The organism is Paraburkholderia guartelaensis, assembly GCF_004353905.1.
GTDB lineage: Bacteria > Pseudomonadota > Gammaproteobacteria > Burkholderiales > Burkholderiaceae > Paraburkholderia > Paraburkholderia guartelaensis.
In genome coordinates this window covers 318,372-335,471 of sequence record NZ_SMOD01000002.1, presented here as the reverse complement: position 1 = coordinate 335,471, position 17,100 = coordinate 318,372, and the positions used below count along the sequence as shown (strand labels likewise).

Here is a 17,100-nt window from a genome sequence, read left to right as displayed (position 1 = left end):
GCCCGTTCGCAAATTCAGCGGTTTCCGATATCGCGAGTTGCCGATTCGCGCCATGCTGCGCACCGGCGCTCGCGCTCGCGCTCGCGTTCGACGCGAGCCGCCCGCGTGCGCGCGTGGCCGGCCATTCCCGGCGCGCGAGCGCGCGGCGCCCTGTACCATTCACCGCACGCCGCCAGGCAATGGCCACGCGGCGCGCGCGCAAACGAGGACCGGTCGATGCAACGAATAACACGAACAACTGGCGGGTGGTGGACGTTGGCGCTTGCCCTGGTGCTGGGCTTATGCATGGCGTGGGCGTGGCGCGCCTATGCCGCGCGCGCGGTGAGCGTATCGCCGCAGGGGACCGTGGCGCAGGTGCGCCAGGTGGTGGTGAAGTTCGACGAGGCCATGGTGGCGTTCGGCGCGCCCGATGCAAAGGACCCCGCGCGCCTGCAATGCAGCAATGCGGCGGCCAGCGCGGGCCAGGGTCGGTGGATCGACGGGAAAACGTGGGCTTATGATCTCGCAGCCGATCTGCCGCCCGACGTGCAATGCAGCGTCGTGCTCGTAGACGGCCTTAAATCGCAGGCCGGCAACGCCGTCACTGGCGTTCGTCGCTTCACGTTCTCCACGGGCGGCCCGTTCCCGGTGAGCGTGCGTCCCTATGGCGGCGAAATAGAGGAAAACCAGGCATTCGTGCTGAAGCTCAATGGCCCCGCCACACCGGCTTCCGTGCGCGAACACGTGTGGTGCGAGTCTGGTGGACTCGGCAACCGCATTCCGGTGCAGCCTGTCGATGCGTCCACGCGCGCGGCGCTGCTCAAGCATTTCCGCCTCGAAAAAGACAGCGCGAGCGTGCTGACGCTCAACTGCCAGCAAACGCTGCCATCCAGCGCAAAGATGCAGCTCGTGTACGGGAAGGGCGTGCTCGGACCGAACGGCACGCCCAACGAAGTGGAGCGCCGCTTCGATTTCACGGTACGTACGCCGTTCACCGCGAGCATGAGTTGCGAGCGCGAGAATGCGAAGGCGCCATGCACGCCGCTGCGGCCTCTGCGCATCGACCTGAGCGCGCCGATCACGCGTGCCGATGCGCAGAAGTTCCGTCTGCAAGGGCCGAAGGGGGGAGTCGCGCCGACTTTCCGCCCCGATGACAGGAACAACGAAGTCAGTTCGATCTCATTCTCCGCGCCCTTGCCCGAGCGTGCGACGCTCACGATCACCGCACCCGCCGGCCTCAAGGACGTAAGCGGCCGTGCGCTTGCGAACGCCGATCTTTTCCCGCTGCATACGACGACCGCGCCGATGCCGCCGCTCGCGAAATTTCCGTCCTCGACCTTCGGCATCATCGAGCGCTACGCGGAGCCCGACACGCCGCCGCTCGTGCCGGTCACGCTGCGCAACGTCGAAGCCGACCTGCACGTGCAGGGGCTCAACGCGGGCGAGGCCAAGTTCGCGAAGCTCGCGGTGCAGTCCGATACCGACATGCGCCGCTGGATGCGCCTCGTCGACCAGTTCGACAATTTCGGCATGAGCGAGACGTCGATCGACAAGCTGATGCCCGGGTTGCTCGCGCGCGCGAAGTCGCCCGTGGTGATTCCGCGCACGACGGGCGAGGGGGACGACGACGCGAAGGAGCGCATCATCGACGTGCGCTCGCTCTCGTTGCTAGAGGGCCAACCCGGCGTACAGACGCTCACACTGCCCAAAGCCGATCCGAAAGCGTTGCGGCCGTTCGAAGTGGTGGGCATTCCCGTGCCGAAGCCGGGCTTCTACGTGATCGAACTCGCCTCGCCTTCGCTCGGCGCCTCCTTGCTCGGCAAGCCGGCGCCCATGTACGTGCGCACGACCGTGCTCGTCACCAATCTGGGCGTGCACTTCAAGCAAGGCCGCGAGAATAGCGTGGTGTGGGTCACGTCGCTCGACAAGGGCGAACCGGTAGCAGGCGCCGACGTGCACGTATCGGATTGCAACGGCGAGATGCTCGCCACGGGAAAGACGGATTCCCATGGACTACTGACGATAGACGGACCACTCTCGAATCGTCGCGACTGCGGCGAAAACAGCTATAGCGGGCTGTTCGTTTCGGCGCGCATCGACGACCCGAAAACGGGCCCCGACATGGCCTTCGTGCAATCGGACTGGAATCGCGGCATCGAGTCGTGGCGCTTCAACGTACCGACCGACACGAACGTGGAGCCCACGGTGCGCGCGCATACCGTGTTCGACCGCACGCTGCTGCGCGCGGGCGAGACGGTGTCGATGAAACATTTCATCCGCGCCCAGACGATGCATGGCTTCGCGCTACCGCAGCAGTACCCCACGCGCGTGACGATACGCCATGCCGGCAGCGGGCAGACCTGGCATCTGCCGCTTAAATGGGCCGCCGACCATACGGCGGATTCGACTTTCGTGTTGCCGCCCGAAGCGAAGCTCGGCGAATACGATGTCTCGCTCGACGACGGAGATGCCAACGCAAGCGCGGCGGGCGACGGCAACGACGAATCCGACAACAGCGCGGACGCCGTTCATTTGAGCTACGACAGCGGTAGCTTCCGCGTGGAAGCGTTCCGCTTGCCGGTGCTCAAGGGCACGATTGCGGTGCAGAACGAGAAAACGTCGCCGCTCGTCGCCGCCACGCAGGCGAGCGTGGCGGTGCAGATCGATTACGTGTCGGGCGGCGCGGCTTCGAATCTGCCCGTGCAGATCTCGGCGCTCGTGAAGGACACGACGCCGTCGTTCGCCAGCACGTACAGCGATTTCAGTTTTGCGCCGTATGTGAGCGCGAGCCCGGCCGACAACACGTCCGAAGACGAGGATAGCGGCCCGCAGGAAGACAACGAAGTCGCGAAGCTCGTGGCCGACAAGGAGCCGCTCACGCTCGACCGCAACGGTGCGGGCACGCTCGTGCTGAAGAACCTGCCCGCCGTGGATGCGCCCAAGCGCCTCGCGCTCGAAGCGACCTTCGCGGACCCGAACGGCGAAGTGCAGACCATCAGCGGCGCGGCCACGCTCTGGCCCGCTGCCGTGGTGGCGGGCATCAAGTCGGGGCATTGGGTCTCCGTGGGCAGGACCGTACCGGTCACCGCACTCGCGCTTGATCTACAGGGCAAGCCGCACGCGGGCGTGAAGCTCGAAGTGCGCGGCGTGGCGAAGATCACGACGACTTCGCGCAAACGCATGGTGGGCGGCTTCTACGCCTACGACAATCACACGGAAACGCGCGATCTCGGCACGCTGTGCAGCGGTACGAGCGACGATCACGGCTTGCTCACCTGCGACGCTAAACTCAAAGAAGCGGGCAATATCCAGCTCGTGGCCACGGCGCGCGACGGCGACGGCCACGCCTCCACGGCAACGACCTCGGTATGGGTCACGCGCGAGGACGAACTCTGGTTCGGCAGCGAGAACACGGACCGCATCGACGTGTTGCCCGAAAAGACGAGCTACGAACCCGGCGAGACCGCGCGCTTCCAGGTGCGCATGCCGTTTCGCTTTGCGACAGCGCTCGTGGCCGTGGAGCGTGAGGGCATCATCGAAACGCATGTGGTGCAACTCGACGGGCGCGATCCGACCGTTGAATTGAAGGTGAGCGATACGTGGGGGCCCAACGTCTACGTTTCGGTGCTCGCGCTGCGTGGGCGCATTCACGAAGTGCCGTGGTATTCGTTCTTCACCTGGGGGTGGAAAGCGCCGCTCGAATGGGCCCGTGCGTTCTGGTACGAAGGGCGCCAGTACGAGGCGCCGACGCCGCTCGTCGATCTTTCGAAACCGGCTTTCCGTTACGGGCTCGCGCAAATCCGCGTGGGCGATGCGGCGCACCGCCTCGCGGTGAGCGTGACGCCCGACGCGAAACGCTACGCGGTACGCGCAACGTCGCACGTGCAGTTGCGCGTGCAGCTTCCGGGCGGTCAGCCGGTGCCCGCGGGTACGCAGATCGCCGTGGCAGCCGTGGACGAAGCGTTGCTCGAACTCATGCCCAACCGTAGCTGGGATCTGCTCGACGCCATGCTGCAGCAACGCGCCTACGGCGTGGAGACGGCGACGGCGCAAATGGAGATCGTCGGGCGGCGGCACTTCGGGCGCAAGGCGGTGCCGGCGGGCGGCGGCGGCGGGCATGGCGCGACGCGCGAACTCTTCGACACGCTGCTCTACTGGAACCCGCGTGTCACGCTCGATGCGAAGGGCGAGGCGCAAGTGAGTGTGCCGCTGAACGACTCGATCACGCGTTTTCGCATTGTCGCGATTGCGGCGAGCGGGGTGGCGCGCTTCGGCACGGGTAGCGCGACCATCGAGAGCACGCAGGACCTGCAGCTGATCTCGGGTCTGCCTCCACAGGTGCGCGAGGGCGATACCTTCCGCGCGCAATTCACGCTTCGCAATACGACCGGGCGCGCGATGAAAGTGTTGGTCACGCCGAACGTGCCGCCGCTCGCGCTTGCCGTGCAGACCGTGGACCTCGCACCCAATTCGTCGCGTGAGATTGCGTGGACAGTCGCGGTTCCCGACGATCTCGCCGAAGCGGAGCGGCCCGAGCTCGCGTGGAACGTGAGCGCGGCGGAGCAGGGCGGCGCGCATGCGGCGGACGCGGTGAAGCTCGCGCAGCAGGTGAGCGCGGCGATACCCGTGACGGTGCAGCAGGCCACGCTCGCGCAGGTAGACGGCACGCTTTCGATACCCGTTGCGCCGCCGGCCAACGCGGGCATGACGCGTGCAGGCGTAGTGCGTGGCGGCATTGCGGTGTCGCTGCAGCCGAAGCTCGCGGACGGCTTGCCCGGCGTGCGCCGCTGGTTCACGCGCTATCCGTATTCCTGCCTCGAGCAGCAAACATCGATAGCGATTGGCCTGCGCGACCCCGCTCGCTGGCAGGCGGAGCTTGCGCGCCTGCCGGTGTATCTGGACCGCGACGGCCTCGCGAACTACTTCCCGCCCGCCGACGACAGCGCGAGCCGCGGCAGCACCGCACTCACGGCGTATCTGCTCACGGTGAGTGACGAGGCGTCGAAGCTCGACCCGCGCTTCGCGCTTCCCGACGCCTTGCGCAGCAAGATGGTGGACGGCCTCACACGCTTCGTGGAAGGCCGCATCGAGCGCAATTCGTGGTCGCCGCGCCGCGATCTCGATCTACGCAAGCTCGCCGCCATCGATGCGCTGTCGCGCTACGGCGCGGCGAACGCACGCCAGTTCGGCTCGATCGAGATCGCGCCGAACCAGTGGCCCACGTCGGCGGTGATCGACTATGCGGAAAGTCTCGCACGCATGCACGATGTGCCGGATCGCGTGGAGAAACTGGCGCAGCTCGAGCAGATCCTGCGCGCGCGTCTCACGTGGCAGGGCACGCAACTGACCTTCTCCACGGCCGCCGAAGACGATTTGTGGTGGCTCATGACGGGCACGGAGGTCAACGCGGCGCGCCTTGCGCTGGCCTTCGTCGACAACCCCGCGTGGAAGGACGAAATGCCACGGATCGTGGCGGGCCTGCTCGCACTTCAACGCAACGGCGCATGGAGCACGACGACGGCGAACGCGTATGGTTCGCTCGCGGTCGAGCGCTTCTCACGCGTGTTCGAGCACGATCCGGTGACGGGCGCGACGAAGATCCAGCTCGGCGATACGTCGCGCAGCGTTGGCTGGAATGCGGCGGCTCAATCGGCGGCGCAAGCGGCATCGGGCGCCAGCGGGGCGACGGCGGCGACGCGAAACGCGCCCGCGCGCAGCACGCTGCTCGCATGGCCAAAGCAGAACGCGGCCGCGACGCTCACGCTGACGCAGGAAGGAAGCGGCAAGCCGTGGGCCACGGTGGAAAGCCTCGCGGCAGTGGCGTTGCGAGCGCCGTTCGCGGCGGGCTATCGCATCACGAAGACCATCACGCCAGTGGACGCCGCCGTGAAGGGCGTGTACACGCGCGGCGACGTCGTACGCGTGCGGCTCGACATCGACGCACAAACCGACATGACGTGGGTCGTCGTGAACGACCCGATTCCCGCGGGCGCGACGATCCTCGGCTCCGGGCTCGGGCGCGATTCGGCCGTGGCGACGCAGGGCGAGAAGCAGGACGAGAACGGTCCGTGGCCCGCGTTCATCGAGCGCGGCTTCGACGGTTATCGTGCGTACTACGAGTTTCTGCCGAAGGGCAAGGTCTCGGTGGAGTACACGGTGCGGCTCAATAACGTCGGCACCTTCGGGTTGCCGCCCACGCGCGTGGAGGCGCTCTATGCGCCGGCGACGTTCGGCGTCGCGCCAAATGCGCCGGTGGTCGTGAAGGCGGCGCCATGAGCGGGCCATTCGCGCTACGGCATCGCGCGGCGGGCGCACTCGGCGTCGCCGCACTGTGCCTCGCGCTGCTGCCGCTGCCCGCGTTCGCACTGCCGACTTTCGATGACGTGCGCGGCGAGTGGAAAAGCTCCGACTGGGTCCTGCTGGCGCGCGACGGTACGCCGTTGCAGCGCACGCGAGTGGAACACACGGCGAGGCGCGGCGACTGGGTCGCGCTCGTCGACGTTTCGCCGGCGCTGCGCGAGGCGATCGTCGTTTCGGAGGACAAACGATTCTACGAGCACAGCGGCGTGGACTGGCGCGGTGCGACTGCCGCCGCCTGGGCGAACCTGTGGAGCACCCGCACGCGCGGGGCATCCACGGTCACGATGCAGCTCACGGGCCTGCTCGACGATGACCCGAAGCACTCGGGCCAGCGTTCGCTCGCGCAAAAGGCCGTGCAGGCCGTGGACGCACTGCGGCTCGAACGCACCTGGCGCAAGGACCAGATTCTCGAGGCGTATTTGAACCTCGTGCCGTTTCGCGGCGAGACCGTGGGTCTTGCCGCGCTTTCGCAAACGCTGTTCGGCAAGGCGCCGTCGGGCCTCGACGAACGCGAATCGGCCGTCGCCGCCGCGCTGATCCGCGCGCCCAATGCGCCTTATACGAAAGTCGCCACGCGCGCGTGCCGCATCCTGCGCGACATGCACGCGGCGAACGTCGATAGCGGCTGCCCGAATCTCGATGCTTTCGTGCAGATGGCCTTCGCGCGCCCAGCCATCGCCGCCGACGATCCCTCGTTCGACGCTCGCAGCGAAAACTCGCCGCAGCTTGCGCCACACTTCGCGCGCCAGATCGCCAACGCCGTGCATCCCGCGCCCGGCACGCGCGTGCGCTCGACGCTCGACGCGAACCTGCAACGCTATGCGCGCGACACGCTCACGCGCACGCTCATCGAACTCAATGCGCGGGCGCATCCGCGCAACGTGCAGGACGGCGCGGTCATCGTGCTCGATAACGCAACGGGCGACGTGCTCGCGTGGGTCGGGTCGTCAGGCGGCCTGTCGAAGGCGCGCGAGGTCGATGCGGCGCTCGCATTGCGCCAGGCGGGCTCGACGCTCAAGCCCTTTCTTTACGCCGAGGCCATCGACGAACGCCGCGTGACGACCGCTTCACTGCTCGACGACGCCCCGCTCGATCTCGCGGCGGGCGGCGGCCTCTACATGCCGCAGAACTACGACAAGGGCTTCAAGGGCTGGGTGAGCGTGCGCACCGCGCTCGGCTCGTCGCTGAATGTACCGGCCGTGCGCACACTCGTGATGGTGACGCCGCATCGATTCGCGAAGACACTCACGGCGCTCGGCCTGCCGCTCACGCAGGCGGGCGACTACTACGGCTTCAGTCTCGCGCTGGGCAGCGCGGATGTGAGCCTCGTCACGCTCACGAATGCGTATCGCGCACTGGCCAACGGCGGCGTCGTGAGCCCGATCGCCGAGTTGCCTGCGCCTGCGCAGCCCACACAGAAGAGCGAGTCGAAACGGGTATTCAGCCGCGAGTCCGCGTTCATCGTCACCGACGTCCTCGCCGACAACAATGCGCGCACGCGGACCTTCGATTTCGACAGTCCGCTGGATACGCGTATGTTTTCCGCGGTCAAGACGGGCACGAGCAAGGACATGCGCGACAACTGGACCGTGGGCTTTACGTCGCGCTATACGGTGGGCGTGTGGGTTGGCAACGCGGATGGCTCGCCCATGTGGGACGTGTCGGGCGTCACGGGCGCGGCGCCGGTGTGGGCCGCAATCGTCGGCTATCTGCATCGGCGCGTGCCGAGTGTCGCGCCTGCCGCGCCGCCTGGCGTCGAGCGCATGCGCGTGCAGTTCGCCAATGCCGTGGAGCCTTCCCGCAACGAGTGGTTCATCGCGGGCACGTCTACGCCGCTCGTGGGCCTGGCATCGAATGCGGCCGATCTCGCGCGTGGACCCGCGCAAATCGGCAGCCCCGTGGACGGCACCATTTTCGCGCTCGATCCCGACATTCCCGCGCAGCGTCAGCGCGTCTGGTTCGAGCGTGCCACGGGCTCGACCGCGCGCGTGAACTGGCGGTTGGACGGCAAGGCGTTGGGTGGCGCCGCGCGTGTCGCGTGGCTGCCTTGGCCGGGCAAGCACACGCTCGAACTCGTCGATGCGAGCGGGCAGGTGACAGATACCGTGCGCTTCGAGGTACGCGGCGCGATTGCGAAGCCGCAGAAGTCGATGCGCGCCGACGCCGCGCAAGGCGGCGTGGCGCGCTGAGGGAGAGGCGAGCTTAATTCGCGGGCGCAGTCGCGGCGGTTGCCGCGGGTGCCGCTGATGTCGCTGATGCCGGTTGGGTGCCTTGTGCCCCCTGCTGCTGCAGCGTTTGCTGATTGCCTTCCCAGCCGCCGCCCAGCGCGAGGAACAAGCGCACCTGGTCGAGCGCGACTTCGCCTTCGGCCGCGGCGACCTGTGCGTGCACGCTGGTGAGCGTGCGCGTGGCGTCGAGGTCGGAGAGGAACGGTTCGCGTCCCGCTGCATAGAGACGATGCGTTTCGTCCGCCGACTGCTGCGCGGACGTGTAGGCCGTGCGCAATGCATCGGCGCGCTGGTCGTCGGCGGCATAGGTCGCGAGGCTCGACTGCGTCTCGCGCAGCGCGTTGAGCACCACGCCGTCGAAGTGCGCGAGCGCGCCGCCCGTCGCGGCCTCTGCGGCGCGCACGCGGTCGCGCTGGCCGTTGACCGGGAAGGTCCAGCTGATCAGGGGTCCGAATGACCAGGCATTGGTCGCGGGGGTGAACAGGTCGCTAGTCAGGCCGATCGTGCCCACGCCAGCGCCGAACGTGACGTCGGGGTACATCTCGGCGATCGCCACGCCAATGCGCGCCGTCGATGCAGCGAGCTGGCGTTCCGCCTCGCGCACGTCGGGGCGGCGCTTGAGGAGCGCGGCGCCGTCACCGACGGGAATCGGCTGCTTGAGCCTGGGCAGGCGTTTGCACGCGAGCGCGGCGGGCGGCAGGTCCTTGGGCGCGCGTGCGAGCAGCATGGCGAGTTGATACTGGGCCACGCGGCGGCGTCCCTCGAAGCGCGGGATATCGGCGGCGATCGTGTTGGCCTGGGTCTGCCCGCGCGTCACGTCGGGCTGGTTGCCGCGGCCCGCGTCGCGCAGGCGCTTCGTGAGCGCCACGCGCTCATTCTGCAGCTTGAGCGATTCCTGCGCGATCTCCAGTTCCTCGGCAGCCGAGCACGATTCGACGTAAGCCTGCGCCACGTTGGCGACCACGGTGATGCGCGCGAGATCGGCCGCGGCTTCCACGGCCGCGTCGTCGGCGCGCGCGGCTTCCACGCCGCGCCTGAGCTTGCCGAACAGGTCGAACTCGTACGAGATGTTGACGCCAAGATCGCCCAGCGTCGCGACAGGCACCTTTTCGAACAGGAGGTACTGCTCGCCCGACACCTGCGCGCGCTCGGCGGTGGCATGCGCGGCGCCCGAGAAGCCGCCCTGTGCATTGGCGATGTCGACGGCCGCGCGTGAGCGCGCGAGATTCGCCGCCGCCACGCGCAGGTCCGTGTTCGACTTCAGCGCTTCCTGTACGAGTTCGTTGAGCGTGGGGTCGTCGTAGAGCTGCCACCAGTTGGCGGGCACGCCCAGTTGCGAGACGGGCGCACGGTCCGCGCCGTCGATCGGGCCTTGCGCGAGCGGCGAATTGACCACGGCTTCCTGCGGTACGTGATAGTTGGGGCCGAGCGTGATGCACGCGCCCAGCGCGAGCGTGAGCGGCGCGAGCGCGAGGTTGGGCCAGACGTTGGGCCAGACGTTGGGCGACAAGCGGCGGCGCCAGAAACTACGGCGTGTCATTGCGAAGCTCCGGCAGCCTGGGAAGCGGCAGGCGCGCTCGCACCCGTAGCGGGCTGCGAAGCGACGGCGCCGCTTGCATTGTTCGCGTGCGCGGCCTGGCGGTCGTTGCCCGTTTCGGTGCGCACGGCCACGGTTGCCGTGCGGCCCGCGATCATGCGGAAATCGGCGGGCACTTCATCGAGCGCCACGCGCACCGGAATACGCTGCGCGAGACGCACCCAGCTGAACGCCGGATTCACGTTGGGCAGCAGGTTCGGCGCCGCCTGGCGGTCGCGGTCCTCGATCGCTGCCACGATGCTTTGCACATGACCACGCAGCGGGCGCGTCTCGCCCATCACCGTGATCTCCACCGGTTGGCCGATTTGAATGCCATGCAGGCGTGTTTCCTCGAAGTAGCCATCGACGCGGAACGAATGCATGTCCACGACGGCGACCACCGCGCGGCCGGCCGTCACGTACTCGCCAACACGCGGCGCGCGGTCGTTCAGATAGCCGTCCACGGGGCTCACGATCGTCGTGCGCTGAAGATTGAGCTTTGCGGTGTCGACCTGAACCTGAGCGTCGGCGGCCGCGGCTTCGCCCTGATCGACGCGCGTGCGGCTTTCCTCGAGCGTTTCCGCCGCCACGAGATTGCCGAGCGCGATATTGCGCGCGTACTCGCGCTTGGCCTGCGCAAGCGTGGCCTTGCGCTGCTCGAGCGTGGCCTCGGCGAGGCGCAGCGCGAGCGAGTAGCGCGCCTGGTCGATCACGAACAGCACCTGGCCTTGCTTGACCTGCTGGTTGTCGACGACGTCGACACGGGTGATGAGGCCGCCCACGTCGGGCGCGACCTGGATCACGTCGGCGCGCACGCGGCCGTCACGCGTCCACGGCGAGAACATGTAGTAGTTGACGATGCGCCACAGCACGAGGGCGGCGACCACGACGACGATGAGCGTCAGCAGGATCTGTCCTGCGGAGAACCAGGTTTTTTTCACGTTCACGTTAATTCACGAAGCGATGCGACACGATGATGACGGCAGCCAGCACGAAGACATAGATGCCGAGATCGAAAATGGAACGATGCCACACGAGCCGATAGAAGCCGACGCGCGTGAGCACCTTGCCGATCACGACATTGATGAGGTACGCGATCAGCATCAGCACGAGCACGGCGGGCACGAACACGCCAAAGATATCGATTTCGCCGATCATGATGCGGGTTTCGAAAAAGGATAAGAGGGACGCACACTCATACCGCGGCCTCCGGATTGGATGGCGATTGCGCCGCAAGAGCCGGATAGAGCGCGATGCGCAGGCCTACCAGCGCGTGCAGCGTGTCGCGCAGCCAGCGCTGCGAGACAAGCGCGCGCGGCGCGGGCTGCGCATCGGCATCGGCAAGCGTTGCGGGTGGCAGTTGCGCGCGCGCACGGGCCGCGACGCGGCGCATGGCGTCGTCGATGCTGGAGAGCAGCGCGGATGGCGCGTCCTGACGCTCGCTCGCACGCGCGCAGCGCGCATAGTGGTCGCTGACGCCCGCGAGCACGCGGTCGATCGCGTCGGGCACGTCGCCGTCGAGCTTGTGGCGCGAGCGGCGCAAATCGAGCGAATTCAGCGCGATACGCAGGTCGCGGAAGCTCTCGATCGACGGATGGCGGTGCTCGTCGGAAGCTGCGAGACGTGGAATGAGCTGCATGAGGCGATCGACCATGCGCGAGGTGAGATTGCGCTGGTCTGCGATAGGCGTGGGCGATGCCGACAGCGCGACATCGCTCCAGCTCGAGCGCAGTAGGCGCCGCGCCGCGAGTTCGGCGCCGAACGGGCGCGTGACGCGCGTCCACAAATAGGCGAACAGGAGGCCCGCGACGCCGGCAATATTGCTGTTCAGAAAGACAAAGAAGTCCGACTCGTAAGCACTCTGCACGCTGATGAAGGTGGCCGTGTTCACGGCCACGAGCATCGTCACCATGTTGAAGGCCGGGCGCGGAATGAGCGTGCCGATCAGGATGAACGGGCCCGCGAACAGCAGCACGAGCATCGCGAAGTCGTGGACCTTGGGCAGCGCGACGAACAGATAGAGGCCCGCGAATACCACGCTCGCGGCGGTGGCGAGGAAGAAGCGGAACACCAGTGGCGCGGGCTCGTCGGATGCCGCAAAGAAGCAGCAGGCCACGGCCGCAAGCGTCACCGCGCCCGCGCCGTCATGCCAGCCCGAGCTGACCCATAGCCAGCAGGCCACGAGAATCGCGCTCACCGGGACGAGGCACGAGAACACCATGAGGCCGCGATCGTAGAAGCGTTCGGTGCCGCCAAGGCGCCAGTGGCGATAGCGCGGCCGCCACGTGCCGATTTTCGCTTCGTGTGCGATAAGCGCGCGCAGTGCGCGGCAGTCCTGCCACACGTCGATCACCTGACCAAGCCGCCAGAGCGCGTTCGAGAGCAGCGCGCCCTCCCAGCTCGAGAGCGCGTCGCGCGCGGGCTGCAGCGTCGCGATGCGCTTGCGCAGATTCTCCGCGGTCGCGTCGCCCGCGTCGTCGTGCATTTCGGCGGCGCGTGTGGGCAGCGGTTCGTCGAACCAGCGCGCCGCGTCGGCGAGCAGGCTGTCGAGGCCCTCCGGCCACACGTGCAGATCGCGGCGCAGTGCGACGAGCGGGTCGGCGAGCGCGGAGATCATCGGCAGAAAGAGCTGCATGCGCCCGCGCAGCGACTCGGCGCGCTCGAGGATCTCGGGATGCGTGTGGTCGTAGCTCAACTGGCTCAGCAGGAATTCGAGCTGGTTGACCGTGGCGGCGAGACGTTGACGGCACGCCGAAAGCGCCTTGCCCGCAATATGGCCCGAGAGCGTTTCGCTGCCGTACCAGGCGGCGTCACGGAACCATGCGTCGGCGCGCTCGATCAGCGTGGGCGCAAGGCGGCTAGGCAGGAAGTTGCTGCCCACCACGCTCGCGCAAATGATGCCGACCGTAATTTCCTGCGTACGTGCGATCGCCACGTCGAACACCGTGGTGGGATCGCTTACGGTGGGCAGCGCGATGAGCGGCATCGTGTAGCCCGCGAGCATGAACACGTAACTGCGCGCGGTGCGGTCGGAGATCGCCAGATAGAGCAGCGTGCCCGTCCAGGTCGCGACGATCGCGCTGAAGAGCAGCGGCGTTTCGACGAAGGGCGGCACGAGCGCGATGGCGGCCGCCGCGCCGAGGGCGGTGCCGAGCGCGCGGTACAGCGCCTTCGAGCGCGTGGCGCCCACGAACGGGTTCGAGACGATGTACACGCTGGCCATCGCCCAATAAGGGCGCGGCAGTTGGAATTTGAGCGCGATATAGAGCGCCAGCATCGACGCGGCGAAGGTCTTGACCGAAAAGAGCCAGTCGCGGATGGAGGGGTAGGTCATGAGTCCGCTTTCTGCTTTCAGTCGTGTAAGGGCCGGTCAGCCTGGTCTGCGGGGGGAACTGCGTTGAACGCGTTGAGCACGCGCAGCGTCGCTTCGAGGTCGGCGCGGCTCACGCCCTTGAGCACGCGGGCGCGCAGCGAACGCAGTTCGTCTTCCATGCGCTCGGTCACGGCGCGGCCTTCGCTCGTGAGCGAGATCGTTTTTGCGCGGCGGTCGTCGGGGTCTTCGTCGCGGCGCACGAGGCCCGCGGCGCAGAGCTGGTCGAGCAGGCGCACGAGCGACGGACCTTCGATGCCCACGTGCTCCGCAAGCGTTACCTGGCGCACGGCTTCGCCAAGGCGCCCGGCGGTGAGAAGCGGCGCGGCGCACGCCTCGGAGACGTTGTATGCGGTGAGGGCGCCGTGTGTCGTGCGCCGCCATTTGCGTGCCGCCACGACGAGCGTGCTGCTGACCGCAAGGCGTAAAGTATGAAGATTCGACATCGGCGGATCATAGCCCAAAGCGATTCGATAGCAAACTATCTTTTTCTTTCGCAGCGCCACGAATCGGATGGTATGCGACTCGTCGGCAGCCTGCTTTCTATCTGATGCGTGGTGATGCGTACGGCCAACAATGCGCGCGGCGCGCGGGTTTTTTGGCGTTGTTTTATACGCGCTTAACTATTTGACCAGCGGGAAAGCAGGGCGGGAAGCTGCACCATGTCGGTGAAAACGTGCGCGACGCCCGCCTCGAGCAGCGCTTGCGCGCTGCTGTGGCCGGGCTCGGGCGGGCTGTAGCCGAACACGGTGGCGCCCGCGGTGAGGCCGGCGCGCGCGCCCGTGACCGTGTCCTCGATCACGGCGCAGCGGGCGGGGTCCACGCCGAGACCGGCCGCTGCCGCCAGATAGACATCCGGATGCGGCTTGCTGCGCGGCGTTTCGTGGCCGCTGTAGATATGCCCTTCGAAGCAGTCGAGCAGGTTCACCTTGCGCAGCTGCAGTTCGACCTTGCGCCGGTCCGCACCCGAGGCGACGGCGATGCGCCCATTCATTGCCGCGTGCACCGCGCGTACGGCCGCGGGCGCGCCCGGAATTTCGACGAGATCGCGCTCCAGCGCTTCGTTGCGGCGCGCGCGAAAGCCTTCGAGCCAGGCGTCGGTAATCGCGAAGCCCGTATGCGCCTCGATGCGCGCGGCCTCGTCTTTCACGGCCTTACCGACGAAGATGCGCATGGCTTCGTCCACCGTGAGCGTCCAGCCGAGTTCGCCCAGCATCTGCGTGAGCACCACGTGCGTAATGCGTTCTGAGTCGACGAGCACGCCGTCGCAGTCGAAGAGGATGGCGTCGAAGGGGATGGGGGACATCGTTTGCCTGCGGTTGCTTTCAGTTACCTGCGGTTGCGTCATGCGTCGCGCATCGGGATCGCGCACGCAAGAGCGCGATGATAACCGGGGGCGCGTTTGCTTGCGTTTTTCGCGGGCAAATCGCAGCGGCGGGCCGGAGCAGGCCGCCGTGCAAGGTGCTGCGTTGGTCGGCCCGTTTGAAACGATGGACAATAGCGTACTCAAATCGCTACCCAACTGCCTTCATGTCCACCGACGAAAAGACCCCCAGCGAACTCCCCGGCCGCGCCAGCTACACGCAATTCGCCGACCGCTACGCCGAGCAGGCCCCCGTCAAGCCGCACAACGCGCTCTACGAGCGGCCCGCCACACGCTCGCTGCTTGGATCAGTGGCTGGACTCGACGTGCTCGACGCGGGCTGCGGGCCCGGCATCGTGAGCGCGGAGCTGGCGGGCGAGGGCGCACGCGTGCAGGCGTTCGACGTCACGCCCGCGATGGTCGAACTGGCGAAGGCGCGTTGCGCAGGCCTCGCGGTCGACGTCGCGCAGGGCGACCTCGGGCGGCCGCTCGAATGGCTCCCGAATGCTTCGGTCGACCGCATCGTGTGCTCGCTTGCCCTCGACTACGTCGAGCACCTCGCGCCGACATTTCGGGAGTTTCACCGCGTGGCGCGCCCCGGCGCGCTGCTGGTGTTTTCGATGTCCCATCCCATGCGCGACTGGATCGACACGCGTACGCGCGGTTCTCGCACCTACTTCGAAACGACGCGGTTCGGCCTGCATTGGGGCGGCTTCGGCGAGCCGAAGCCGTGGGTGGAGGCGTTCAGGCGCCCGCTTGCCGATATTTTCAACGCGCTCATGGAAGCAGGCTGGGCCATCGACCGCGTGCTCGAGCCCATGCCACAACCGGAAATGAAGGCGGTGTCGCCGGCGCTGCACGCGGAACTGGCGCAGGCCCCGGCGTTCATCTGCGTGCGCGCACGGCGCGTTTGAGTGGCTGAGCGGCGCCAGGCGCCGCAAGCGCTCAGCGCCGTGCTTCGCGCGAGCCGGCCGAAAGCGACTCTTCGAGCGCGGCGACCCCGGCGGGCAAATCGACCTTCACGCCGAGATCGCTCATCGTGCGGCCAAGCGCGTGGACGGTGCGAAAGAGGTTGTGCTCGCGGCATTGCTCGCCCATCTGCCCGATGCGAACGATCGGGAGACCGAACGATCCGGCAATCTCCACCTGATATTGCTGCGAGATGTGATTGCATACCTCGCGCGCGGTGACGCCTTCGGGCAGCCCGATGCCGACCACGGAATTCAGGCGGCACGCTTGCGGCGTATAAAGCGCGAGACCCAGCGCGCTCACGCCGCTTTGCAGCGCGAGCGAGCAGCGCAGGTGGCGCGCAAAGCGTTTTTCGAGCGTTTCCGTGCACACGAGACGCAGCGCTTCGTGCAGCGCCAGCACGCCCGAGACGGGCGCGGTGTAGTGATAGCCGGCGTTGTGCCAGAAGTTTTCGGCGAGCATGGCGTCGAGGCACCAGTGCGTGTTCGGCGCGGTGCGCGTACGCACGCGCTCCCAGGCGGCGTCCGAAAAGGCAATCAGCGAGACGCCCGGGATCGAAGAGAGGCCTTTCTGGCCGCCCGTGATGACGACGTCGATGCCCCAGGCGTCCATGTCCAGCGGCATGGTGCTCAGCGTGCAGACGGCGTCCACCACCACGAGCGCGCCGGCAGCCTTGGCGAGCTGCACGATTTCCTTAAGCTCGCGGTTCCATACCGTATTGGAGGTTTCGCCGTGCACGATCGTGACGACGGCAGGGCGCGTGCGCTCGATGGCTTGCGCCACGGCTTCGAGCGAGGCGATCTCGCCGTTCGCCACGTCGAGCGTGGTGACCTCGGCGCCCACGCGGCCCGCCATTTCGGCCATGCGCTGGCTAAAGAAGCCGTTGACGATGGAGAGCACGCGGGTGCCGGGCCACGCGAGGTTCGAGATCGCCATTTCCATCGCCGCGGAGCCGGGGCCGGCCACGCCGAGCACCCAGTTCGAACGCGTCTGGAACACGTAGCGCGCCATCGTCTTCACCTGGTGAATGACGCGTGCCATGGTGTCGCCGAGGTGATTGATGACGACGGTATTGGCCTTGGCCACGGCGTCGGGAATCGGCACGGGGCCCGCACCCATCATGAGGAGCGGCTCCTCGGGCAGGATGCGGTCGAGCGTTTCGACAGTGGGGCAAGGCACGGGCGCGGCCTCGGCCGCTGCCGCCGCTGTGCGCGAAGTGGCCAGCGGGTCGGGGTGGAGCGCGTTGTCGTTCATC

At 67.4% G+C, this 17,100-nt stretch carries 10 protein-coding genes; 3 read left to right on the top strand and 7 right to left on the bottom strand.

From position 1 onward, the window contains the following. Positions 1-216 precede the first annotated feature (216 nt). The gene (locus E1N52_RS03655) at positions 217-6,255 is read left to right on the top strand and encodes an alpha-2-macroglobulin family protein (protein WP_133180260.1); all 6,039 of its coding nucleotides are present in this window, start codon (positions 217-219) and stop codon (positions 6,253-6,255) included. Next, positions 6,252-8,528: a penicillin-binding protein 1C gene (gene pbpC, locus E1N52_RS03650; protein WP_133180258.1), complete on the top strand. Its 2,277-nt coding sequence runs from the start codon at positions 6,252-6,254 to the stop codon at positions 8,526-8,528. Before E1N52_RS03655 ends, pbpC begins: the two co-directional genes overlap by 4 nt. A gap of 13 nt (positions 8,529-8,541) precedes the next feature. Here the strand turns inward: pbpC and E1N52_RS03645 are convergent, their stop codons facing one another. From E1N52_RS03645 to E1N52_RS03620, 6 genes are all read right to left on the bottom strand, one after another. Continuing rightward, a complete protein-coding gene (locus tag E1N52_RS03645) occupies positions 8,542-10,107 on the bottom strand; it encodes an efflux transporter outer membrane subunit (protein WP_133180256.1) in 1,566 nt (521 codons plus the stop codon). Then, on the bottom strand, positions 10,104-11,084 hold the full coding sequence (locus E1N52_RS03640; RefSeq protein ID WP_133180557.1) for an efflux RND transporter periplasmic adaptor subunit: 981 nt from the start codon (positions 11,082-11,084) through the stop codon (positions 10,104-10,106). The genes E1N52_RS03645 and E1N52_RS03640 overlap by 4 nt, the downstream gene beginning before the upstream one ends. Positions 11,085-11,091: 7 nt before the next feature. Further along, positions 11,092-11,301, bottom strand: coding sequence for a DUF1656 domain-containing protein (locus tag E1N52_RS03635; protein WP_027818583.1), 210 nt, complete (start codon positions 11,299-11,301; stop codon positions 11,092-11,094). A gap of 37 nt (positions 11,302-11,338) precedes the next feature. Next, entirely contained in the window at positions 11,339-13,477 is a 2,139-nt protein-coding gene (locus E1N52_RS03630; RefSeq protein ID WP_133180254.1) for an FUSC family protein, read from the bottom strand. Between the two features lie 17 nt (positions 13,478-13,494). Continuing rightward, on the bottom strand, positions 13,495-13,959 hold the full coding sequence (locus tag E1N52_RS03625; RefSeq protein WP_069266182.1) for a MarR family winged helix-turn-helix transcriptional regulator: 465 nt from the start codon (positions 13,957-13,959) through the stop codon (positions 13,495-13,497). Between the two features lie 173 nt (positions 13,960-14,132). Further along, positions 14,133-14,819 (bottom strand): HAD family hydrolase, encoded by a 687-nt coding sequence (locus tag E1N52_RS03620; RefSeq protein ID WP_133180252.1) that lies wholly within the window; start codon positions 14,817-14,819, stop codon positions 14,133-14,135. Positions 14,820-15,043: 224 nt separating this feature from the next. On the opposite strand from E1N52_RS03620, the gene E1N52_RS03615 reads away from it, so the two are divergent. Beyond that, positions 15,044-15,790 (top strand): class I SAM-dependent DNA methyltransferase, encoded by a 747-nt coding sequence (locus E1N52_RS03615; RefSeq protein ID WP_133180250.1) that lies wholly within the window; start codon positions 15,044-15,046, stop codon positions 15,788-15,790. A 31-nt stretch (positions 15,791-15,821) separates the two neighbouring features. On the opposite strand, the gene E1N52_RS03610 is transcribed toward E1N52_RS03615, so the two are convergent. Further along, entirely contained in the window at positions 15,822-17,099 is a 1,278-nt protein-coding gene (locus E1N52_RS03610) for a pyridoxal-phosphate-dependent aminotransferase family protein (protein WP_133180248.1), read from the bottom strand. Position 17,100 lies beyond the last annotated feature (1 nt).